The following is a 22,073-nucleotide window of genomic DNA, read 5'->3' as shown; positions in this document are numbered from 1 at the left end:
GCGCCTCCGCGCTCGTTGCCGGGGCGGATGTCGCCCCTGCATCCGCGGGCGAATCAAGGGATTTTCCGATCGGCTCTTGACAACGATGTCAGCGCGTGGTCAGAATGAGTCCGCTCAATCGTTTTAGCAACCACGACGTAGTGGAGGTGCCGTCGAAATGCCACGAGTTCGAATCTCGGATGTCGCTGCTGCAGCGGGCGTCTCCAACTCCACCGTGTCGCTCGTCATGAACGATCGCGACGCCCGGATCCCAGTCGAGACGCAAGAGCGCGTGCGGGCGGCCGCGGCGGCCACCGGGTATACGCCGAACTCCGTCGCCCGAGGCCTGCGGATGCAGACCACCCGCACCATCGGCCTCGTCTCCGACACGATCGCCACCACGCCCTATGCCGGTCGCATGCTCGCGGGCGCCCAGGATGTCGCACGGCAGCACGGCCACCTGGTGATCCTCGTCGACACCGGCGACGACCCCGAGGTCGAACGCGACGCGATCCGCGCCCTCGCCGACCACCAGATCGACGCGCTCATCTACGCGTGCATGTGGCACCGGGTCGTCGACGCGCCCGCTCACCTTCCGGCCCGCACGGTGTTCCTCGACTGCCGTCCGGTCGACGGCGGCCACCCCGCAGTCGTGCCCGACGACCGCGCGGGCGGCGCCACCGCCGTGCGAGAGCTCGTCGCGGCCGGCCACCGACGCATCGCCTTCGTCGACGTCGACGAGCCCAACCCGCCGATCGCCTCGGCGCTCCGCTTCGCGGGCTATCTCGAGGTGCTCCGCGAGGCGGGCATCGAACCCGACCCCGAGCTGCACGTGCACGGCGCCACCACCACCGCGGCCGGCGGCCGCAGTGCTACGGAGCTCCTGCTCGACCTGCCCGAGGCGAGCCGCCCGACGGCGTTGTTCTGCTTCAACGACCGCATGGCCGCGGGCGCGTACGTCGCCGCGCGCCACCGAGGTCTCGAGATCCCGCGCGACCTCTCGATCGTCGGCTTCGACGACCAGCAGCTCGTCGCGGCCGAACTCGACCCGCCGCTCACGACCGTTGCCCTGCCCCACTACGAGATGGGGCGATGGGCGACCGAGGTCGCGCTCGGCGTACGGACACCGGATGACCCCGGTGCCGTGCACCTCATGGAGTGCCCGATCATCCGACGGGGCTCCGTGAGCCCGCCGCCGGCAGCAGGTGGTGACCCCGACCGACGGCGGACCTGACGAAACCCAGAGACCGCAGAAGGCGGTCGCCGAGTGGTACCCGACCTGGACGTCGGGCACCGTGAAAGGAATCCAGCAATGAAGCGCAGATCCCTCCCCGTGATGGTATCGCTGTGCGCCGCGTCAGCCCTCGCGCTGACCGGGTGCGGCCAGGCCGGCCAGGGCGGCGGGTCCGGAGACGGGCCCATCGAACTGACGATGTGGACGCACTCGGCGGGCAACCCCGCCGAGCTCGAGGTCTACGAGAAGATCATCACCGAGTTCAACGCGTCGCAAGACGAGTACAAGGTCGTCGAGGAGTCGTTCCCGCAGGGTGCGTACAACGACGCGATCACCGCGGCCGCCGCCGCGGACGACCTGCCGTGCCTCCTCGACATGGACGGCCCGATCATGCCGAACTGGGCGTGGGCCGGATACCTGCAGCCGCTCGACCTGCCCACGAGCATCACCGACGAGCTCCTCCCGACCGCGGTGGGCACCTACGAGGGCGAGATCTACTCGGCCGGATACTGGGATGCCGCGCTGTCGATCTTCGCCCGCAAGTCGGTGCTCGACGCGAACGGGATCCGCATCCCGACCGTCGACGAGCCGTGGACGATCGACGAGTTCGACGCGGCGCTCGCCACCCTCCAGTCGGCCGGTTATGCCACGCCTCTCGACATCGGAGCCGAGGACGCGGGCGAGTGGTGGTCGTACGCATACTCGCCGATGCTGCAGAGCGCCGGCGGCGACGAGATCGACCGCGACACGATGCTCACCGCTGACGGAGCCCTGAACGGTCCCGAGGCCGTCGACTTCTTCACCTGGTTCCAGGAAGCCTTCGAGAAGGGCTGGGCGAGCAACGCCGGCACGATCGGCAACCAGGAGTTCGTCGACGATAAGGTCGCGCTGAGTTACACCGGTGTCTGGAATGCGCTGGCTTCGATCGAGGCGGTCGGCGACGACCTGCTGATCCTTCCCCCGCCGGACTTCGGCACCGGACCGAAGATCGGCGGCGGCTCCTGGCAATGGGGCATCTCGTCGAACTGCTCCGAGGAGCAGACCGAAGGTGCGCGCCAATACCTGGAGTTCAGCTTCCAAGACGAGTACATCGCCGAGTTCGCCGACAAGCAGGTCGTGATTCCCGCGACGGCGGGCGCCGAGGCGCTGACGGAGCACTTCAGCGAAGACGGCGCTCTCCGCCCCTTCGTCGAGCTCTCGCAGCAGTTCGCGCTGGCACGCCCGGAGACCCCGGCGTACCCGGTCATCTCGAGCACCTTCGAGAAGGCCGCGAAGGACATCATGAACGGCGCCGACGTCAAGTCGACGCTCGACGGTGCCGTCAAGGAGATCGACGCGAACATCGAATCGAACGACGGGTACGGCTTCTAACCGTCCGTCCTGAGCGGTGGGGGTGGCGCGAGCCGCCGCCCCCACCGGATCGGAATTATCAGCCATGCTCGACAACTCGACGCCGGCAACGGAGATCTCCGCCCTCCCGGCAACGAAACCCCCGAAGGCGACCGCACGTGCACAGCGTGGGAGCGGCCGCCGCAACAGCCTGGCCCGGCGACGCGAGTTCCGCGCCGGTCTGGCGATGTCGACGCCCGCGATCCTCCTGCTCACGTTCTTCCTCGTGATCCCGGTGCTGCTCGCGTTCGGGCTGTCGTTCACCAACGCCAGGCTCATCTCCCCGAACCCGCCGCGCCTCGTCGGCTTCGACAACTTCTTCCGCGCGTTCGAGGACCCGGTGTTCCTGCAGTCGCTCTGGAACACCTTCGCGTTCGCGCTCGTCATCGTGCCCGTGCAGTCCGGCCTCGGACTGCTGCTTGCCGTGCTCGTCAATCAGCGGATCCGCGGCGTCTTCCTCTTCCGGGTCATCTACTTCATCCCCGTCGTCACCTCGATCGTCGTGGTCTCCATCCTCTGGAAGCTCATGTACAGCGAGGACGGGCTCATCAACTCGTTCATCAACACGGTCACGTTCGGGGCTTGGAACGGTATCGACTGGCTCGGCGAGCAGAGCACCGCGATGCCGGCGATCATCGTGCTCTCGATCTGGCAGGCCGTCGGCTTCCACATGGTCATCTGGCTCTCGGGTTTGCAGACGATTCCCGGAGAGCTCTACGAGGCGGCGCGCGTGGACGGCGCGAGCACGTGGCGGCAGTTCACCAACGTCACCTGGCCCGGGCTGCGCCCGACGATGATCTTCGTGCTCATCACGATCACGATCGATGCACTCCGGCTGTTCGTCCAGGTCGACGTGATGACCCAGGGCGGGCCGAGAGACGCGACGACCACGCTCGTCTACCACGCGGTGCGTGCCGGCTACCGCCAGCAGGAAGTGGGCTACGGCGCGACGATCTCGCTCATCTTCTTCGTGCTGGTGCTCATCATCGCGCTCGTGCAGCGCCGGCTCACTCGAGAGAAGGACTGAACCATGGCCCTCACCACCACCAAGCCCGAGGTCCGGCCCGCGGGTCGCGACCGCGAGCCCGGCGAGGGGCGGCTGCGCCGCCGCCGCAAGCTCTGGGCGTACCTCGCCATGTCGGGCATCGGGATCTTCTTCCTCTTCCCGCTCGTGTTCATGTTCGTGTCGAGCCTCAAGCCATCCGGGCAGATCCTTTCCGACTCGGGGTCGCTCAACGCCTTCCTTCCCGTCGGCGACATCAGCCTCGACAACTACTTCGGCGTCTTCGAGCGGGTGCCGGTCGCGCAGTTCCTGGTCAACTCGGTATTCGTCACGGTCGCGACCGTCGCCCTCGGGCTCGTCGTGAACTCGATGGCCGGGTTCGCGCTCTCCCGCCTGGAGTGGCGCGGCCGCGGGCTGCTGCTCAGCGTCGTGATCGCGGCCCTCATCGTGCCGTTCGAGACGATCGCGGTGCCGATGGTCTACTGGGTCTCGAAGCTGCCGACGCTCGTCTTCGAGGGCGGCGTGCTGAAGTACGACTTCGGATGGCTCAACTCCTACCAGGTGCAGATCATCCCGTTCATCGCGCACGCGTTCTCGATCTTCCTGTTCACGCAGTACTTCTCGACGATCCCGAAGTCGCTCGACGAAGCCGCCCGCATCGACGGCGCCGGGTGGTTCACGATCTACCGCCGCATCATCGTGCCGCTGTCGGGACCGGCGTTCGCGACGGTCGCGATCCTCACCTTCCTGCCCGCTTGGAACCAGTACCTCTGGCCGCTCATGGTCGTCCAGCAGGAGGAGCTGCGCCCCGTCATGGTCGGCATGCAGTACTTCTTCCAGCTCAATCCGGCGTGGGGCGAGGTCATGGCGTACACGACGCTCATCACCCTGCCCGTGCTGATCGTGTTCCTGTCGTTCCAACGTGCGTTCGTCTCGAGCGTCGCCGCGAGCGGCGTGAAGGGCTAGCGGATGTTCGCGCTTCCCGACTCCTGGGTGTGGGACTTCTGGTTCGCCGACGACGGCGAGCGGTACCACCTGTTCTTCCTCTACGCGTCACGTGCGCTGCACGACCCCGACGCCCGGCACTACCGGGCGTCGATCGGACACGCGGTCTCCGACGATCTCAAGGAGTGGACCCGCGTCGCCGACGCGCTCGTGCGCGGCGACGCGCCCGCGTTCGACGACGTCGCGACGTGGACGGGCTCGGTGGTACGGCATCCCGACGGCACGTGGTTCATGTTCTACACGGGCACGAGCCTGACGCCCGACGGCAACATCCAGCGGGTCGGCTACGCGACCTCGGCCGATCTCATGGAGTGGCAGAAGTCGGCGGCGAACCCCGTGGCACAAGCCGACGCTCGCTGGTACGAGACGCTCGGCACGGGCGAGTGGCGCGAGGAGGCGTTCCGCGACCCATGGGTGTTCGCGGACCCGGCGGGCGACGGATGGCACATGCTCGTCACCGCGCGCGCGAACACCGGCCCCGCCGACGACCGCGGGGTCGTCGGCCATGCCTGGTCGCTGGACCTGCGGAACTGGGAGGTTCTTCCGCCGCTGAGCCAGCCGGGTCAGGGCTTCGGCCACCTCGAGGTGTTCCAGGTCGAGGTAGTCGATGGCCGGGCGGTGCTGCTCTTCTCGTGCACGGCGGCCGACTTCGCCGCGAGCCGGCTCGCGACGGGCACGACCGGCGGCGTCTGGGCGAGCCCCGCGGCATCCGTGCTCGGGCCGTATGATCTCGCGGGCGCGCAGCTCGTCACCGACGACTCGCTCTACGTCGGGCGCCTGCTGCGCCGTCGCGACGACGGCGAGTGGGTGATGTTCGCGTTCCACAACATCGCGGCCGACGGGTCGTTCATCGGCAGCATCAGCGATCCGATGCCCGTGCGGTGGGAGGGCCGCGACCTGCGCGTGACGCCGGCGGCCGTCCCCGGCCCGAGCGCGGGGTGAGCCCGCCGCGAGTGGGCTGCGGCAGGGCGAGCTTCGTCAGCCGTCGGTGCGCGTGAGCAGGAACACCGGGATGACCCGGTCGGTCTTCGTCTGGTAGTCGGCGTAGGCCGGCCAGGTCTCGAGGGACCGCGCCCACCAGGTCGCACGCTCGTCGCCTTCGAGCTCGCGCGCGACGTAGTCGTGCTTCTCGGCGCCGTCTTGCAGCTCGACGTGCGGGTTCTTCTTGAGGTTCCAGTACCAGGTCGGATGCTTGGGAGCGCCGCCCTGGGAAGCGACCACCGCGTACTCGCCGTCGTGCTCGACGCGCATGAGCGCGGTCTTGCGGAGCTTGCCCGACGTGGCGCCGACGGTGGTCAGCACGATCACCGGTCGGCCGCGCAGGGTGTTGGCCTTCTGTCCGCCCGAAGCCTCGAAGGTCTCGGCCTGCTCGCGAGCCCAGGCTGAGGTGCTCGGCGCGTATTCTCCCTTGAGTGGCATGTGTCTCCTCGATGATTCGGGTCTGCTCAGCTCAACGACGCCGCGCCGGCGGGAATTCCTTCCCGCCGGCGCGCTCGATCGTGAAACGTCACGCCTGCCGGATCACCAGCGAGAACTCCACGAAGCCGTCGGGCTCGACCGAGACGAACCCGAGGTTCGGCGCTTCGACGCCGTAGTCGGCGAAGGTGATGGGGATGCTGCCGGCGACCTGTCCGCCGGAGCCGTCGAACACGGCTTCGAGGTCGACGGTGATGGTCTTGGTGACGCCCGCGATGGTGAGGTCTCCCGTTGCGGTGAGCTTCTGCACCTCGCCGGCGACGGGAGGAGCCTCGGCCGTGACCGGCCCCGTCAGCTCGAACTTCGCGGTCGGGAACTCGGCGACGCGCAGCGCGGTGTCGCGGAAGTATGCGTCGCGGTTGTCGGAGTCGGTCGCGATGGAGGCGACGTCGACGGTGAACTCCGCATCGGTGAGCGTGAGATCGTCGACGGTGAGGGTGCCCGTGACCTGTTCGGTGCGGCCGGTGACCGTGACATCCGTTCCGTTCAGCACCTCGTCGACGCGGTAGCCCGCGTACGAGCCCTCGCCCACCGCCCACGAGCCCGAGAGCTCTGAGGGGTCGACCGCGGCATCCGTGGTCGCAGGCGCCGCCGTCACCGAGGGGGCGGCGTCGGCCGGGCCCACGATGAGGTCGCGGTAGACGATCGGGCCGGCCACGGCTGCCGTCGTGCCGAGGACGACGACCCCGGCGATGATCGAGACGATGACGGCAGTACGTTTGCGCATGGGCGGCTCCTCAGAGTTCGGGGAGCGGTGGGTGCTCCGCACTCGAGCCTGCCGAAACTCTATTTGAACTCTCTATGTGTTGCCTTCGGTGTCACTGGGAGGGAGTCGAGTGTCTCGGCGAGATGCCGAATACCGTTCGCCGCCGGAACCATCGCCGACGGCGCCACCATCACGATCGACTCGAGTCGACTGCGGACGCGCCTCGGGGCTGCGGGGCCGGTCAGGCGAGCGGCCTCGCGCCGGGACCGCGGACCACCGCGACCTCCGCAGCGCCCCGCTCGATGCCGTCGGCGTCGAGGAACGCGAGCCGTAGCGGTGCGCCCGTGTCGCGATCGGCGTAGAGCGCCGCGGGACCGAAGCCACTTGGCCGGTACTCGTCGCCCCAGGCGCTCATCGCAGCGAGTACGGGCAACAGCGCCCACCCGGCATCCGTCAGCACGTACTCCTCGCGCTCGCGCTCGCCGTCTTCGCGGTAGGGGCGCCGTTCGAGGATGCCGGCGTCGACGAGCCGGCCGAGGCGATCGGTGAGCACGTCGGGCGCGACGCCCAGGCGCGCGCGGAACTCGGCGAAGCGGGTGCGCCCCCACATCGCCTCGCGCACGATGAGCAGCGACCACTTCTGCCCGAGCACCTCGAGGCTGCGGGCGATCGAGCATCGCTCCGCGCCGGTTTCCACTGCGCGCTCCATACCTCGATCATACCAACTGAGTAGGAAAAACGAATCCAGCATGCTAAGTTGTGGATTCCAATTCAGGTGGACACGAGAGGCGGCACGCATGGCACTGTCGGAGCGCGCAGCATTCTGGACCGCGGCATCCGTCGCCGGACTCGCGCTGTGGGCGAGCGGAGCCCCGTCGGTCGTCTACCCGCTGTACGCGCAGGAGTGGCAGCTCCAGCCGTCGGTGACCACGGCGATCTTCGCGATCTACCCGATCGTGCTGGTGCCGGTGCTCATCGTCTTCGGCAACCTGTCCGACGTGATCGGACGCCGCGCCGTCATCCTCATGGGACTCGGCGCCCTGACCGCGGGCTCGATCGCGTTCGGCCTCGCCCCCGACCTCACCTGGGTGTTCATCGGGCGGGCGCTCATGGGCGTCGGCGTCGGACTCGCGCTCAGCCCCGCGACGGCGGCCATGGTCGAGCTCGGGGGCCGAGACGGCGCCCGTCGCGCGAGTTCGGCCACGACGGCCGCCACCGCGACAGGGCTCGCCCTCGCGACGATCGTCGGGGGAGCCCTCGTGCAGTACGCGCCGGCGCCGCTGCACCTCAGCTTCTGGGTGCTCACCGCGGTCACGGCGATCGTTGCCGGGTTCGCATTCTTCCTGCCCCGCCACACGCGTGATGAGGCCGCCGGTCCGTGGAGACCGCGACGGCCCCGGATGCCCCGGGAGGAGCGTGCCGCGTTCACGGCGGGCACGCTCGGCATCTCGGCGGCCTTCGCGATGGGTGCCATCTTCCTTGCGCTCGGCGCGCAGATCGCCCGCGACCTCGTGCGCAGTGACAACGCGTTCCTGGATGGCGCGATCATCTCGCTCTCCGCGGTGACGATCGGCGTGGTGGCCGTGCTCGCGAGACCGCTCCGCCCGCGCGCAGCTGTCACGTTGGGCCCGGTGCTCGCGATCGTCGGCCTCGGCCTGCTCATCGTCGCGGGACTCGACCACTCCCTGCCCGCGTTCATCGCATCGTCGCTCGTGGCCGGCGCCGGGTACAGCCTCATGTTCTCCGGCGGTCTCGGACTCGTCACCTCGAGCGCTCCCGCCCACCATCGCGCCGCCGTGATCTCAGCCGCATACGTCGTGGGGTACCTCGTGCAGGCGGTCGCCGCGCTCGGGCTCGGCGTGCTCGCCACGACGTCGGGCCTGCAGTTCGCGCTCGAGCTCGGGGCGCCCCTCATCCTGCTTCTCGGCGTGGCCGCGCTCGTCGTGGCGAACACGGCGCGGCGTCGCGCGCCGGTGGCGGCCATCTAGTCCACTCATCGAGGCGAAGGCGTCAGGCAGCAACGGGCGACTCCGGTACTCGCAGCTCTCCGAGAAACTTGACTCTAGTAGACTCAAGTTCGTCGAAGGGAACAACTGTGGCCAATATGCAGGGTGCGCCGGGCACGCAAGAGGAGCAGAAGTCCGCGCTCGAGCAGTTCGGCATCAATCTCACCGAGATCGCCAAGGCGGGCAAGCTCGATCCGGTGATCGGGCGCGACGCCGAGATCCGCCGTGTCAGCCAGGTGCTGACGCGCCGCACGAAGAACAATCCCGTGCTCATCGGCGAGCCCGGCGTGGGCAAGACGGCCGTTGTCGAGGGGCTCGCCCAGCGCATCGTCGCCGGCGACGTCGCCGACTCCCTGAAAGACAAGCAGCTCGTCGCGCTCGACATCTCGGCGCTCGTGGCCGGTGCGATGTATCGCGGCCAGTTCGAGGAGCGCCTGAAGGCCGTGCTCAGAGAGATCAATGACGCCGAGGGCCAGATCATCACGTTCGTCGACGAGCTGCACCTGCTCATGGGTGCAGGCGGCGGCGAAGGCTCGGTCGCCGCATCCAACATGCTGAAGCCCATGCTCGCGCGTGGCGAGCTGCGGCTCATCGGCGCCACGACCCTCAACGAGTACCGCGAGCACATCGAGAAGGACGGCGCGCTCGAGCGGCGGTTCCAGCAGGTGTACGTCGGCGAGCCGAACGTCGAAGACACGGTGGCGATCCTCCGCGGGCTCAAGGGGCGGTACGAGGCGCACCACGGAGTGACGATCTCGGATGCCGCGCTCGTCGCCGCGGCATCCCTCTCCAATCGCTACATTCCTGCACGCCAGCTGCCCGACAAGGCCATCGACCTCGTCGACGAGGCCATGTCGCGCCTCAAGATGGAGATCGACTCCTCCCCTGTCGAGATCGACCAGTTGAAGCGCCAGGTCGACCGCCTGAAGCTCGAGGAGCTCGCCCTCAAGAAGGAGAAGGACGAGGCGTCGAAGGAGCGGCTCGCGAAGCTGCGTGAGACGCTCGTCGACCAGGAACGGGAGCTCGCGTCGCTCGAGGAGCGGTGGGCACGCGAGCGCATGAGCCTGAACCGGGTGGGCGAGCTGAAGAAGCGACTCGACGAGGCGATCACCGAGCGCGACCGCGCGATGCGCGAGGCCGACTACCAGAAGGCGTCGAGGCTCGAGTACGAGACCATCAAGCAGCTCGAGCGCGACCTCGCTGAGGCCGAGCAGGCCGAGAACGCACCCGACGAGCCGCGCATGGTGAACGAGCAGGTAACCGAGGAGGACATCGCACAGGTCATCGCCGCATGGACTGGCATCCCCGTCGGCAAGCTCCTGCAAGGCGAGACCGAGAAGCTGCTGCAACTCGAGAGCGAGCTCGGCAAGCGGCTCATCGGCCAGAAGCGAGCGGTCATGGCCGTTGCCGACGCCGTGCGCCGCTCGCGGGCAGGACTCAGCGACCCGAACCGCCCCACCGGCTCGTTCCTCTTCCTCGGCCCCACGGGTGTCGGCAAGACCGAGCTTGCGAAGGCGCTCGCCGAGTTCCTCTTCGACGACGAGCATGCGATGGTGCGCATCGACATGTCGGAGTACGGCGAGAAGTTCTCGGTCTCACGGCTCGTAGGCGCGCCTCCCGGCTACATCGGCTACGAGCAGGGCGGCCAGCTCACCGAGGCCGTGCGTCGGCGACCCTATTCGGTACTCCTCCTCGACGAGGTCGAGAAGGCGCACCCCGAGGTGTTCGACGTGCTGCTGCAGGTGCTCGACGAGGGCCGATTGACCGACGGGCAGGGCCGCACGGTCGACTTCCGCAATGTCATCCTCGTGTTGACGTCGAACCTCGGCTCGCTGTACCTCATCGACCCCACGCTCAGCTGGGACGACAAGGAGCAGGCCGTGCTCGCCGCCGTTCGCGAGGCGTTCAAGCCCGAGTTCGTGAACCGGCTCGACGACATCGTCGTGTTCTCCTCGCTCTCCGAGGAGGAGCTCGGCGAGATCGTGAACCTCTATGTCGACCGGCTCTCGGCACGGCTGCACGAGCGGCGACTCGAACTCGGCGTCACGCCCGATGCGCGGGCCTGGCTCGCGGAGCGCGGCTACGACCCCCTCTACGGTGCTCGCCCGCTGCGCCGCCTCATGCAGCACGAGATCGACGACCGGCTCGCGCGGGCGCTCCTCACGGGCGAGATCCGCGATGGCGACACGGTCACGGTCGCGCTGGCCGACGACGGCGAGTCGCTCACGGTCGCCAAGGCGGAGGTGCTCGCCGACGCCGGTGATGCGGGTGCCGAAGGCGACGAGATCGTCGACGACGAGATCGTCGACGACGAGCTGTGACGATGCGCGGCGTCAGCCGCTGACGGTCTCGGGCGCCGGCACGCCGTTCGCGCTCGCCGGGATCCGGCGTTCGAGCGCGGTCGCCAGCACGCCGATGCCGAGGCAGCCGACGACCATGATGAGGATGTACACCGCGTCGAGGCCCCAGTCGAGCAGCAGGCCCGCGGCGATCGGCCCGGTGATCGCGCCACCTTGGAACGCCGCCGAGTTGATCGCGTTGTAGCGGCCGCGGTTGTGATCGGAGGCGAGGTCGTTGTAGATCGCGGGCACCGTCGGTTGCAGCAGGGTCTCGCCGAACGCGAAGACGCCCATGAACGCCAAGACGCCGATCGCGGCCGCCAGTGAATCGGGCAGCAGCCCGGCGATGCCCAAGACCAGCCACGAACACGCCCACACCGCCGCCATCACCCACATGACGCGAGTGCGACGGCGCCCGCTGATGCGCGTGAGCACGGTGAACTGCAACAGCACGATCACCGCGGTGTTGACGGCGAACGCGAGGCCGACCACCCGGGTCGAGACCTCGGCCACCTGCCGCGCGTAGGCCGGGAACCCTGCCTCGAACTGGCCGTAGCCGACGAAGACCGCGAGGAAGGTGAGCAGCGTCAGCCAGAGCACCGCGGGCTGCCGGAGGATCTCGCGATAGCCGCCGACCGGCGGGGCGTCGTCGGCGGGCTCGGTGTGGGTGCGGACGTGCCGGAGCGGGCCGAGCAGCAGCGCCACCGGCACGAGGCAGCTGATGGCGTCGACGAGGAAGATCACGGTGAAGGTGTCGGGGGCGTCGACATCGACGAAGAACCCGCCGATGACGCCGCCCACGCCGATGCCGAGGTTGACGAGCGCGAAGTTGACGCCGAAGTACTGCTGGCGCAGGTCGCCATTGACCACTGCTGCGATGAGCGCGTTGAAGCCCGGCCAGGAGACGCCGAAGTTCACGCCGATCAGCACGAGCGCGACGGCCGCGACCGCGGGGTGGGTCGCGAACGCCAGCAGGGTGCAACCGGCGATCATCGCAGCCAGCCCGGTGAGCAGTACCTTGCGGGCGCCGAACCGGTCGATGAGGGTGCCGCCCGGGCCGGTCACGACCAGCCCGACGATCGCGATGAGGCTCATCAGCCCGCCGGAGAGCCCGAGATCGAAGCCCCGCACCTCATGCAGGTAGATGATCGTGAACGGCAGGGTCAGCCCGCGGCCGAGCGTCTGGATCGCGACGGTCGACAGGAGCCATCTGCCCTCGACGGGGAGCGCGCCCCAGAACCTCCTGATGCCGATCACCACAGCATTCTGCCGTACCCCGCCGACATCGCATACGTGTACCCCCTGTTGGGTCTGGAGGTCCCGTCACCGGAGTGCCATCGTGGTTTGATGACGCGCCTCGTCGAAGCGGACTACCTCGTGGTCGGAGCCGGCGCCATGGGGATGGCCTTCACGGATGCCCTGACCGACCAGGCCGACGTCCGCGTCGCCCTCGTCGATCGCCGCCATGGCGTGAGCGGGCACTGGCTCGAGGCGTACCCCTTCGTGCGGCTGCACCAGGCGTCCGCCTTCTACGGCGTCGCCTCGACCATGCTCGGCGGCGGGCAGGTGCAGCAGCGCGGGCCCGAGAAGGGCCTGCAGGAGCGCGCCACCCAGTCCGAGATCTGCCTCTACTACGCGCGGGCGCTCGACCGGATGGTCGAGTCCGGCAAGGTCGAGTTCTTCGCCAACAGCGAGTACCTCGGCGGCCGCACCTTCGTCTCGCGCATCTCCGGCGATCGGTTCGAGGTTCCGGAGCACTGCCGGATCGTCGACGCCCGCTACCTGGCACCCAGCATCCCGGCGGAGAAGCCTCCGCCGTTCGGGGTTGCCGACGACGCACGCGTGCGGCCGGTCAACGATCTCGCCCGGCTCGAGGACCCGGCGAGCCAGTACGTCGTCGCCGGCGCAGGCAAGACGGCGACCGACGCCTGCATCTGGCTGCTCTCGCGCGGTGTCGACCCCGACGCGATCTGCTGGGTGCGGCCGCGCGAACCGTGGATGATCAACCGCGCGGTGGTGCAGCCCGACCCGGCCGTCTTCCTGGGCATGGCCGCCGACGTGATGGAGGTGGCAGCGGGCGCCGGCTCACTCGACGACCTGTTCCTCCGACTCGAGGACGCCGGCGTCATGCTCAGGATCGATCGCTCGAGAGTGCCGACCATGGCGAAGGCGCCCACCCTGGCGACGTGGGAGCTCGACCAGCTGCGGACCCTCGAGAACGTCGTGCGTCGCGGGCGCATCATGACCGTCGAACGGGGCAGGCTCGGGTTCGCCGAGGGATCGGTCGCCATCGCCGATGACGCGGTCGTGGTGCACTGCGCGGCCGACGGCTTGAAGTATCCGCCCCTGGTCCCCGTCTGGCGGCCCGAGGCGATCACCCTGCAACCGATCCGGGCCGGCTTCCCGTGCTTCGGCGCGGCGCTGATCGGGTACGTCGAGGCGACTCGCGACGACGACGCGGAGAAGAACCGGATCTGCGCGCCCTCGCCGTACCCCAACTCGCTCGCGGAATGGGCGCGGATGACCCTCGTCGGCACGCGGTCCTCGATGTCGTTCGGTGCCGAGCCGGACATCGCCGAGTGGTCTACTCGCGCGGCGATCAACCCGGCGCGGATCCCGCCGGGGCATCCCGGATCACCGGCGCTCGACGACGCGCGGGCGCGGCTGCAGCAGCATGTCCGGCCGGGGCTGGAGGGGCTCGCGAGGCTCAGCGGTGAGCCGGTCGCGTAGCTCCTGCCGCGCCTCGACCGTGACGCGTCAGACGCACTCCGCCGACATCCCTTCGACGAACGGCGGAGGACGTCGTAGTCGGCTAGCGGGGCGCAGCGCGGCGCGGCCTGCCGCTCACGGCCCGAGGAACGTGGCGATGTCCTCGCAGAAGTCGCGCTCGCCGGTGTCGAAGCGGCCGTGCAATTCGGCGTCCTCGACTATTCCGAGGAACGTGTCGTCCTCGGGATCCGACAGCGTGCCGTTGTAGTCGATGAGGAAGGCGCCCTCGACGAGCCCGGAATCATGGAACAGGAACTCGCCGTCAAGCCAGGTGCTTGTCTGCACCGAGTCCTTGAACCAGATGGTCAGGGTGCCGTCACCGTTGTCGACGATCTTGTGGTCTCGGGTGTTGCCGTGAGCCTCGGTCACCAGCGTCTTGTCGTTCGCGGTGTACGTGTCCACTCGTTCGAACGTGCCGGCGAAGCTCACGATGCCGTCGGGTCCGGTCGTGATGCGATCGATGCCGCTCGCCTCCCAACTCTGAACGACGTCGAAGTCGACGATTTCGGGCGGGCACCAGCCTTCCTGGCCGACCTCGACCACGACGGAGTCGCTGTCCTCCCAGGGAATGATCTGCACCGGGCCCGCGAAGGCCGGTGCGGGAGCGGCCATCGTCAGCGCGGCCGCGACGGCGATCCCTCCGATGAGTGCTGAGCGCTTCATTGTCGTCTCCGTCCAATATCGGGCCAACCTGAGCAATGCTCGGGAACAGAGTACGCGCCCTCGGGTCGAGCGTCCATGCTGCGATTCCTTCGGACCTCGCCGTAGGCTCGAAGCATGCTGCTGATCGGCGCGACTCGCACCGACGGCGCCCTGGTCGCGGATCTCGCGGAGGGCGCGGTGCGCGGCATCCGCCGGCGAGGGGTGCGCCTGTGGCGGGGCATCCCGTATGCGGCGGCGCCCGCAGGTGACCTTCGGTTCCGCGCACCGCGCCCGTCGCCCGGCTGGCACGGCGTGCGCGACGCCTCGGCGTTCGGCCCGGTCGCGCCCCAGAAGCGAAAGGGCCAGTTCATCGGCGCCGCCGACCATCTGCCGCGCAGCGAGGACTGCCTGAGCGTGAACGTCACCGCGCCCGACGACGGCGAGGCGCCGGGTCGGGGACGCCCGGTGATGGTGTTCGTCTACGGCGGTGCGTACGGCGTCGGGTCTTCGGGCGAGTATCCGCATCAGGGTGAACGCCTCGTGCGGCGGCACGGTGTCGTCTACGTGAGCCTCAACTATCGCCTCGGCGCGCTCGGATGGCTCGACTTCCGTGCCTATTCCACCGCCGATCGCCCCATCGAATGCAACCTGGGGCTCCGCGACCAGGTGGCCGCGCTCGAATGGGTGCGCCGCAACGTCCGTGCCTTCGGCGGCGATCCCGACAACGTCACCCTCTTCGGGGAGTCCGCAGGCGCCAACTCGGTCACGACGCTCATGACGGTGCCCTCCGCCGATGGACTGTTCACGCGGGCGATCGCCCAGAGCTCGCCCGCGAACGCGGTCTACCTCCCCGAGACTGCGGCGACCTGGGCGCGGGAGTACGTGGGCATCCTGAGCGGCATCGTCGATGACGACGACCTCGAGAGCGAGTCGACGGATGCCGCGGCGGCGATGCTCTGCGCCGCCGACCCGATGGTGCTCGCCGAGGCGACGACCGCCCTCACGATCCGCACGCCCGACGAGAATCCGGGCACGATCAGCCTGGCACCCGTCATCGACGGGGAATTCCTCCCGCACCGCCCGCTCGATGCATTCCGCGACGGACTCGCGCACCGCGTACCGCTCCTCATCGGCACGAACGACCGCGAGGGTTCGCTCTTCGAGGGACGCATCAACATCCTGCCGACGACGAAGCCGCGCATCCGTGCGATCTTCACGAACACGAGGAAGAAGTCGCGCAAGGCGATCAAGCGGCTGTATCCCGGCCTACCCGAACGCCGGCCCGCCGCCGACTTCGCCGGCGATTTCACGTTCTGGTTCCCGACGGTGAAGGCCGCCGAACGGCACTCCCGCTACGCACCCGTGTTCTTCTACCGGTTCGATGCCGCACCCCGGACCGCTCGGCTCATGGGTCTCGACGCAACCCACGGGCTCGAGCTCTTCGCCCTCTTCGAGAGGTTCGACACGATCGTCGGCACCGGGCTCACCCTGCTCGGCGGGCGGCGGATGTTCCGCGAGGTCGGGCTTCGGATGCAGCGGCACTGGACGCGATTCGCGGCATCCGGTTCGCCAGGGCCCGAGTGGCCGCGCTACGAGGAGGGCGAGCGGCGCACGCTCGTCTTCGATCGCGTCGATCGCGTGGAACTCGACCCACGCCGCGACCGGCGGCTCGCGTGGCAGGCGTTCGTGCCGCACGTCTGAGGGATGCGGCCCCGATCAGCCGGATTCGTCCCCATTCAGCCGATGAACTCCAGGATGTCGGCGCAGAAGTCGCGGTCCGCAGTCTCGAAGTGACCCGTGCTCTCGCCGGGGAGGAAGGAGACGAACTCGTCGTCCGAGGGGTCGCTCGGCGTCCCGCTGGTGTCGATGACGATCGTCGCGGTCGTGCGGCCGGCGTCGATGAAGAGCCGGTTTCCGGCATCGTCGTAGTACGTCGTCGGGCCGGTGAACTGGATTTCGAGGGTGACCGTGCCGTCGCCGTTGTCGGTCACGAGCAGATCCTTGTCGGCGCCGTGCCTGGTGGCGCTGAGCGTCGCGCCGGTCTCGACATTCGTCCACGAGAAGTCGCTCGTGACCGAGCTCCCACCGTAGTAGTTGCCGTCGCCGTGCTGCACGAAGCGGAACGTTCCGTGGGAATCCTCGGTGTACAGGACGTCGAACGGAACGTCCGGACACCAGTCGGGTGCGTGTTCGACCTGTTCGATGTGCTCGATGTGGTCGCTCCAGTGGTCGATGATCGGCGTGGCGGCGAACGCCGGCGCCGCAACCAGCAGAGCAAGGGCGGATGCCGCGGCGAATCCCGCGGCGATGGGTGTGCGGTTCATGAGGGCCTCCCGCCCGATCGGACGTCCACTCGGGTCGTGGGCGCACACCGCGCACGTTACTCCGATCCGACCCAAGATGAGAGTCCCTCATTTAAATTGCTGGTGTCCGGCGGCAGCCGTTGAATCCGCAGTTCACGGCGCGCGTAGGCTCGGAGACATGCTTGCGACCCTCATTCACGCCGAACGTGACATCCGCGTCGAGACCGTGCCCGACCCCGTGCTCTCCACGGGCCCCGATGCGATCGTGAAGGTCGTCGCCGCCTGTGTCTGCGGCTCCGACCTCTGGCCCTACCGCGGAGTCACGCCGACCCGCGAGCCGCACCGCATCGGGCACGAGTTCGTCGGGGTCGTGGAGGAGATCGGGCCGGATGTCGCGCACGTCGCGGTCGGCGACTTCGTGATCGCCCCCTTCTACGTGTGCGACAACACGTGCGCGAACTGCCGCAACGGCGTGAGCACCTCGTGCCTGGGCGGCGGCTGGTGGGGAGGCAACGACCGGCAGGGCGCCTTCGCCGACGCCGGCCAGGGCGAACGAGTGCGGGTGCCGCTCGCCGACGGCACGCTCGTGGTGGTGCCGGGCCCGATCCCCGATGAGCTGGTGCCGGGGCTGCTGACCCTCAGCGACGTGATGGGCACCGGCCACCATGCCGCGGTGTCGGCCGGCGTCGCCGAGGGAGACACGGTCGCCGTCGTCGGCGATGGTGCCGTCGGGCTGTGCGCGATCATCGCGGCGAAGCGGCTCGGGGCATCGACGATCATCGCGATGTCGCGGCATCCCGAGCGTCAGGCGCTCGCGCTCGCGTTCGGCGCGACCCACATCGTCGAGGAGCGCGGCGACGAGGGCATCGCCCGGGTGCGCGAGCTCACCGGCGGCATCGGCGCCGACCAGGTGCTCGAGTGCGTCGGCACGAAGGAGTCGATGGACCAGGCGATCCGCTCGACTCGCCCGGGTGGCATGGTGGGCTATGTCGGCGTGCCGAACGGAGGGCCCGAATTGCCGGTGCGCACCCTGTTCGATCGCAACGTCGGCGTCAACGGCGGCGTCGCGCCCGTGCGCGGCTACATCGAGGAGCTGCTGCCCGACGTGCTCTCGGGCGCGATCGAGCCCGGCCGGGTGTTCGACCTCGAACTGCCGCTCAGCGAGGCCGCCGAGGCGTACGCCGCGATGGACGAGCGCCGGGCGATCAAGGTGCTGCTGCGACCCTGACGCCCGATCGATCAGCGGCACGTCGAGCTGCGCCCGCGCGCGCAAGATTCGGTCATGCGGCGCAAGATCGCGCCGCTTCCACGCACGGCGGCGCGGATTCGACGGTGGCTTGCGAGCGTCCCTTGTCCCTCCTTCACGGGGCGTGGAAGGATCGCGCTCATTGACCGCCCACCGATTGGACACCGATGCCCAGATTCAGATCGATAGCCGCGACATCCACCCTCGCACTGGCCCTGACGGCGCTCGTCGCCGCGCCGGCCGGTGCGAGCACTTCAGCTGAAGGCGGGGTGACGGGCGAGCAGCAGTACGTCGTGCTCTTCGCCGAGGGCGCCTCCGCCTCGGCGACACGAGCCGCGGTCGAGGCCGCCGGCGGCACGATCGTCAGCGAGAACACCGAGGTGGGCGTCGCGACGGTCGTCACGACCGAGGCGGACTTCGCTGCCGAAGCAGCCGCCCAGTCCGTGATCGAGGGCACGGCCCTCAATCGCGTGATCGCCGACGTGCCCGAGGCGCAGAAGGGTGCAGGGGCCGCCGAGAAGTTCGACGCGGCGAAAGCCGACCTCCGCGGCGCGGAGGCAAGGGCATCCGCCGGCGCGAGCACTGCGACGGGACCGGCGAAGAAGCCGGTCGCCGAGCCGCTCGCCGGGCTCCAGTGGGACATGCAGGCGATCGGTGCGACGGTCGACGGCTCGTACCGCTACGACAAGACCGAAGGCGTGCTCGTCGGCATCCTCGACACGGGCGTCGACGGCTCGCACCCCGACATCGCGCCGAACTTCGACGCCGAGCTGAGCCGCAACTTCACGGTCGACGTCGAGGTGGACGCGAACGGCGACCCGATCGACGGCCCGTGCGCCGATGAGCCCGACCAGTCGTGCGAAGACGCCGCCGACGTCGATGAGAACGGGCACGGCACGCACGTCGCGTCGACCATCGGCTCACCCATCAACGGCATCGGCATCGCAGGCGTCGCGCCCGGCGTGACCCTCGTGAACCTGCGCGCCGGCCAGGACTCGGGCTACTTCTTCCTGCAGGCATCCGTCGACGCGCTCACCTACGCCGGTGACGTCGGCATCGACGTCGTGAACATGAGCTACTACGTCGACCCGTGGCTGTTCAACTGCGCGTCGCACCCCGCGGACTCGGCTGAGGACCAGGCCGAGCAGCAGGTGATCGTCACCGCCATGCAGCGCGCCCTCGACTACGCGCGCGGCCACGGCGTCACGCTCGTGTCGGCAGCCGGCAACGGCGCGTCGGACTACACGAAGGTGCTCTCCGACTCCTCGAGCCCCGACTTCGCGAGCGAGCCCGGCGAGGTCGCCTACACGCGCGACCTCCTCGACCCGGCTTCGTGCATCTCGATGCCGAGCGAGGGTGACGGAGTGATCTCGGTGAGCAGCACCGGCCAGAGCGGCCGCAAGGCGTACTACTCCGACTACGGCAACGGCTACGTGGATGTCGCCGCCCCGGGCGGCGATGTGTACGACAACGCGGAGGGCACGCGCCAGTACCCAGGCGGCATCCTCGCCGCGTTCCCGGCCGCGCTCGCCGCGGAAGAGGGCGCGATCGACGAGAACGGTGACGTCATCGTTCCGTGGGCCGTGAAGAGCTGCGACGCCTCGGGCGAGACGTGCGCGTACTACCAGTACCTGCAGGGAACGTCGATGGCCTCCCCGCACGCTGCCGGTGTCGCCGCGCTCATCGTGGGGCAGTACGGCAAGTCCGACAAGGTGCACGGCGGCAGGACCCTGTCGCCCGCGAAGACGGAGTCGATCCTGTTCTCGACGGCCGTCGACACGGCGTGCCCGGTTCCCGCGGAGTTCACCTACGTGCGGCACCTGCCGAGCGGCGCGACCGCGACGGCGACGCACACGTGCGAGGGCGGGCCGACGAAGAACGGCTTCTTCGGCGACGGCATCGTGAACGCGCTCACCGCGATCGGACGCTGATCCGCGGCATCCGCTGACGCACCCTGACGGGCCGGTCTCCTCGGAGGCCGGCCCCGTTGGGTTGTGCATGGGGGCCATGACGTGTCGTGGCGCCCGTGCACAAGTCCGGATGAGGGCGGCGACACGCCGCGCTCGCGGCGCGAAGGGACGGCGTGTCGCAGGGAGCTCCGGAGTTGTGCACGGGGTCAGGCGGGTGAGGGCGGGCGGTCAGAGCCCGCCCGGCGACTACTCGCCGGCGAGCACGAGCTCCCCGAGCGGCTTGCGCAGGCGCGGTGCGACCTCGCGCTCGCGCAGTGCGTCGGGCAGGGTGTCGACGTCGCCGAGCACGCCGATCGCGGTCATCGAGACGACCTCGAGGCTCGCGTCGAGGCCGAACGCGGTGTGGAGCCTCGCGGCGTCGAACCCGCCGAGCTGGTGGGTGTGCAGGCCCTCGTGCTGCGCCTGCACGGTGAGGTGGGCGACGGCCTGTCCGAGGTCGTACCGGGCCCACGGGCGCGCCTTGCCCTCGGGGTCGATGATCTCGGCGACGTTGACGATGAGCACGGCGGCCGAGTCGGCCCACGCCTTGTTGAAGCCCGCCATCGCGTCGTGCGCCGTGGCGAACGCGTCGGTGCCGCGCCGCGCGACGATGAAGCGCCACGGCTGGGTGTTGTTCGCCGACGGCGCCCAGCGGGCGGCCTCGAGGATCGTACGCAGCACATCGGTCGAGACCTCGGCGGTCGGGTCGTAGGCGCGCGGGCTCCAGCGCTCGACGAGCGGGGTGATGAGCGGGGCGTCGGTCTGGGCGTTCCGGGAGGTGACGTCGGTGATGAGGGTCATGCGAACACAGCTTTCATGGGGGATGAACGGATGCCGGGGCGCCGTCGTCCCGCGTGCTGCAACGCTGCGCGGCATCCGCTATTCCATGTATCTGCATACTCTCAGGCAAGGTGCCTGTTCGCGGGCTTTGCCCAAGCCGCCCTACGCGCGCGCGAGCTCCTCGCGGATGCCCGCGACGAACGCGTCGATGTCCGCCTCGCTCGTGTCGAACGAGCACATCCAGCGCACCTCGCCCTTCGCGGCATCCCAGTCGTAGAACCGGAAGCCACGGTCGCGAAGGCGGTCGGCAACCCCCGCCGGCAGCGTCGCGAACACGCCGTTCGACTGGGTCTCCTGCGTGAACCCGAGACCAGGCAGTTCGCCGGCGGCGATGCCCGCATCGAGCGCGTCGCGCAGGCGCCGCGCCATCGCGTTCGCGTGCCCGGCGCTCTCGAGCCAGAGGTCGCCCTCGAGCAGCGTGATGAGCTGCGCCGAGACGAAGCGCATCTTCGACGCGAGCTGCATGTTGAGCTTGCGCAGGAACTTCAGGCCCTCGGACGCCTCGGGGTTCAGCACCACGATCGCCTCGGCGCCGAGCGCCCCGTTCTTGGTGCCGCCGAAGCTCAGCACGTCGACGCCGGCGTCGCGCGTGAAGGCGCGCAGCGGCAGATCGAGGGATGCCGCGGCGTTCGACGCCCGGGCGCCGTCCATGTGCAGCTTCATGCCGCGCTCGTGCGCGTGGTCGGCGATCGTGCGGACCTCGTCGGCCGTGTAGGCCGTGCCGAGCTCGGTGGTCTGCGTGATCGACACGACGAGCGGCTGCGCACGGTGCTCGTCGCCCCAGCCCCACGCCTCACGGTCGATGAGCTCGGGGGTGAGCTTGCCGTCGGGGGTCGGCACGGTGAGCAGCTTGATGCCGCCGACCCGCTCGGGCGCCCCGCCCTCGTCGGAGTTGATGTGGGCGGTGGTCGCGCTGATGACCGCGCCCCAGCGGGGCAGCATCGACTGGAGTCCGGTGACGTTCGCGCCCGTGCCATTGAAGACGGGGAAGACCTCGACGCCCTCGCCGAAGTGCTGCGCGAACACCTCCTGCAGTCGGTCGGTGTAGACGTCTTCGCCGTAGGCCACCTGGTGCCCGCCGTTCGCCGTGGCGATCGCCGTGAGGATCTCGGGGTGCACGCCGGAGTAGTTGTCGGAGGCGAAGCCGCGCACGGCGGTGTCATGGAGCTGCTCGGTCACCGAACCAT

19 protein-coding genes are annotated in these 22,073 nt (G+C 69.3%); 11 read left to right on the top strand and 8 right to left on the bottom strand.

All coding sequences use genetic code 11. From position 1 onward, the window contains the following. Positions 1 to 157: 157 nt before the first annotated feature. The 5 genes from J7E25_RS00460 to J7E25_RS00440 all read left to right on the top strand — a co-directional run bounded on the left by J7E25_RS00460 (position 158) and on the right by J7E25_RS00440 (position 5,552). Positions 158 to 1,213 carry a LacI family DNA-binding transcriptional regulator gene (locus J7E25_RS00460; RefSeq protein ID WP_214866914.1) on the top strand — a complete coding sequence of 352 codons (1,056 nt, stop codon included), beginning with the start codon at positions 158 to 160 and terminating at the stop codon, positions 1,211 to 1,213. 78 nt (positions 1,214 to 1,291) lie between these two features. Continuing rightward, positions 1,292 to 2,584 carry an extracellular solute-binding protein gene (locus J7E25_RS00455; protein WP_214866912.1) on the top strand — a complete coding sequence of 431 codons (1,293 nt, stop codon included), beginning with the start codon at positions 1,292 to 1,294 and terminating at the stop codon, positions 2,582 to 2,584. Between the two features lie 64 nt (positions 2,585 to 2,648). Beyond that, entirely contained in the window at positions 2,649 to 3,629 is a 981-nt protein-coding gene (locus J7E25_RS00450; RefSeq protein ID WP_215007306.1) for a carbohydrate ABC transporter permease, read from the top strand. A gap of 3 nt (positions 3,630 to 3,632) precedes the next feature. Continuing rightward, a complete protein-coding gene (locus tag J7E25_RS00445; protein WP_214866910.1) occupies positions 3,633 to 4,571 on the top strand; it encodes a carbohydrate ABC transporter permease in 939 nt (312 codons plus the stop codon). Between the two features lie 3 nt (positions 4,572 to 4,574). Continuing rightward, positions 4,575 to 5,552: a glycoside hydrolase family 68 protein gene (locus J7E25_RS00440; protein WP_214866908.1), complete on the top strand. Its 978-nt coding sequence runs from the start codon at positions 4,575 to 4,577 to the stop codon at positions 5,550 to 5,552. Positions 5,553 to 5,588: 36 nt separating this feature from the next. Here the strand turns inward: J7E25_RS00440 and J7E25_RS00435 are convergent, their stop codons facing one another. From J7E25_RS00435 to J7E25_RS00425, 3 genes are all read right to left on the bottom strand, one after another. Then, entirely contained in the window at positions 5,589 to 6,029 is a 441-nt protein-coding gene (locus J7E25_RS00435; protein WP_214866906.1) for a nitroreductase family deazaflavin-dependent oxidoreductase, read from the bottom strand. 88 nt (positions 6,030 to 6,117) lie between these two features. Next, complete coding sequence (locus tag J7E25_RS00430; RefSeq protein WP_214866904.1) at positions 6,118 to 6,813, bottom strand: YceI family protein; 696 nt, start codon at positions 6,811 to 6,813, stop codon at positions 6,118 to 6,120. Positions 6,814 to 7,033: 220 nt separating this feature from the next. Next, positions 7,034 to 7,501 (bottom strand): helix-turn-helix domain-containing protein, encoded by a 468-nt coding sequence (locus J7E25_RS00425; RefSeq protein WP_215007312.1) that lies wholly within the window; start codon positions 7,499 to 7,501, stop codon positions 7,034 to 7,036. A gap of 88 nt (positions 7,502 to 7,589) precedes the next feature. Here J7E25_RS00425 and J7E25_RS00420 point away from each other — a divergent pair, with 88 nt between their 5' ends. Together J7E25_RS00420 and J7E25_RS00415 are read left to right on the top strand one after the other, a co-directional pair. After that, a complete protein-coding gene (locus J7E25_RS00420) occupies positions 7,590 to 8,780 on the top strand; it encodes an MFS transporter (RefSeq protein ID WP_214866902.1) in 1,191 nt (396 codons plus the stop codon). Positions 8,781 to 8,896: 116 nt separating this feature from the next. Next, positions 8,897 to 11,119 carry an ATP-dependent Clp protease ATP-binding subunit gene (locus J7E25_RS00415; RefSeq protein ID WP_214867768.1) on the top strand — a complete coding sequence of 741 codons (2,223 nt, stop codon included), beginning with the start codon at positions 8,897 to 8,899 and terminating at the stop codon, positions 11,117 to 11,119. A 12-nt stretch (positions 11,120 to 11,131) separates the two neighbouring features. Here the strand turns inward: J7E25_RS00415 and J7E25_RS00410 are convergent, their stop codons facing one another. Then, on the bottom strand, positions 11,132 to 12,394 hold the full coding sequence (locus tag J7E25_RS00410) for an MFS transporter (RefSeq protein ID WP_308164275.1): 1,263 nt from the start codon (positions 12,392 to 12,394) through the stop codon (positions 11,132 to 11,134). A 90-nt stretch (positions 12,395 to 12,484) separates the two neighbouring features. Here J7E25_RS00410 and J7E25_RS00405 point away from each other — a divergent pair, with 90 nt between their 5' ends. Further along, positions 12,485 to 13,867 (top strand): NAD(P)-binding protein, encoded by a 1,383-nt coding sequence (locus tag J7E25_RS00405; protein ID WP_214866898.1) that lies wholly within the window; start codon positions 12,485 to 12,487, stop codon positions 13,865 to 13,867. Between the two features lie 114 nt (positions 13,868 to 13,981). Here J7E25_RS00405 and J7E25_RS00400 read toward each other — a convergent pair whose 3' ends face one another. Next, positions 13,982 to 14,569: a hypothetical protein gene (locus J7E25_RS00400; protein ID WP_214866896.1), complete on the bottom strand. Its 588-nt coding sequence runs from the start codon at positions 14,567 to 14,569 to the stop codon at positions 13,982 to 13,984. Positions 14,570 to 14,683: 114 nt separating this feature from the next. Here J7E25_RS00400 and J7E25_RS00395 point away from each other — a divergent pair, with 114 nt between their 5' ends. Then, positions 14,684 to 16,249, top strand: coding sequence for a carboxylesterase/lipase family protein (locus J7E25_RS00395; RefSeq protein WP_214866894.1), 1,566 nt, complete (start codon positions 14,684 to 14,686; stop codon positions 16,247 to 16,249). A gap of 35 nt (positions 16,250 to 16,284) precedes the next feature. On the opposite strand, the gene J7E25_RS00390 is transcribed toward J7E25_RS00395, so the two are convergent. Continuing rightward, positions 16,285 to 16,872 (bottom strand): hypothetical protein, encoded by a 588-nt coding sequence (locus J7E25_RS00390; RefSeq protein ID WP_214866892.1) that lies wholly within the window; start codon positions 16,870 to 16,872, stop codon positions 16,285 to 16,287. A 157-nt stretch (positions 16,873 to 17,029) separates the two neighbouring features. Between J7E25_RS00390 and J7E25_RS00385 the strand changes: the two genes are divergently transcribed. After that, complete coding sequence (locus J7E25_RS00385; protein WP_214866890.1) at positions 17,030 to 18,079, top strand: zinc-dependent alcohol dehydrogenase family protein; 1,050 nt, start codon at positions 17,030 to 17,032, stop codon at positions 18,077 to 18,079. A 185-nt stretch (positions 18,080 to 18,264) separates the two neighbouring features. Next, on the top strand, positions 18,265 to 20,028 hold the full coding sequence (locus tag J7E25_RS00380) for a S8 family serine peptidase (protein ID WP_214866888.1): 1,764 nt from the start codon (positions 18,265 to 18,267) through the stop codon (positions 20,026 to 20,028). A 225-nt stretch (positions 20,029 to 20,253) separates the two neighbouring features. Here the strand turns inward: J7E25_RS00380 and J7E25_RS00375 are convergent, their stop codons facing one another. Next, positions 20,254 to 20,847 carry a nitroreductase family protein gene (locus tag J7E25_RS00375; protein ID WP_214866886.1) on the bottom strand — a complete coding sequence of 198 codons (594 nt, stop codon included), beginning with the start codon at positions 20,845 to 20,847 and terminating at the stop codon, positions 20,254 to 20,256. Positions 20,848 to 20,988: 141 nt separating this feature from the next. Continuing rightward, positions 20,989 to 22,065, bottom strand: coding sequence for a low specificity L-threonine aldolase (locus J7E25_RS00370; protein ID WP_214866884.1), 1,077 nt, complete (start codon positions 22,063 to 22,065; stop codon positions 20,989 to 20,991). Positions 22,066 to 22,073 lie beyond the last annotated feature (8 nt).

Source organism: Agromyces sp. ISL-38 (assembly GCF_018613935.1).
In the GTDB taxonomy this organism is placed as follows: Bacteria; Actinomycetota; Actinomycetes; order Actinomycetales; family Microbacteriaceae; genus Agromyces.
The sequence above is the reverse complement of the archived record's forward strand: the minus strand, read 5'-3'. Positions and strand labels throughout refer to the sequence as shown.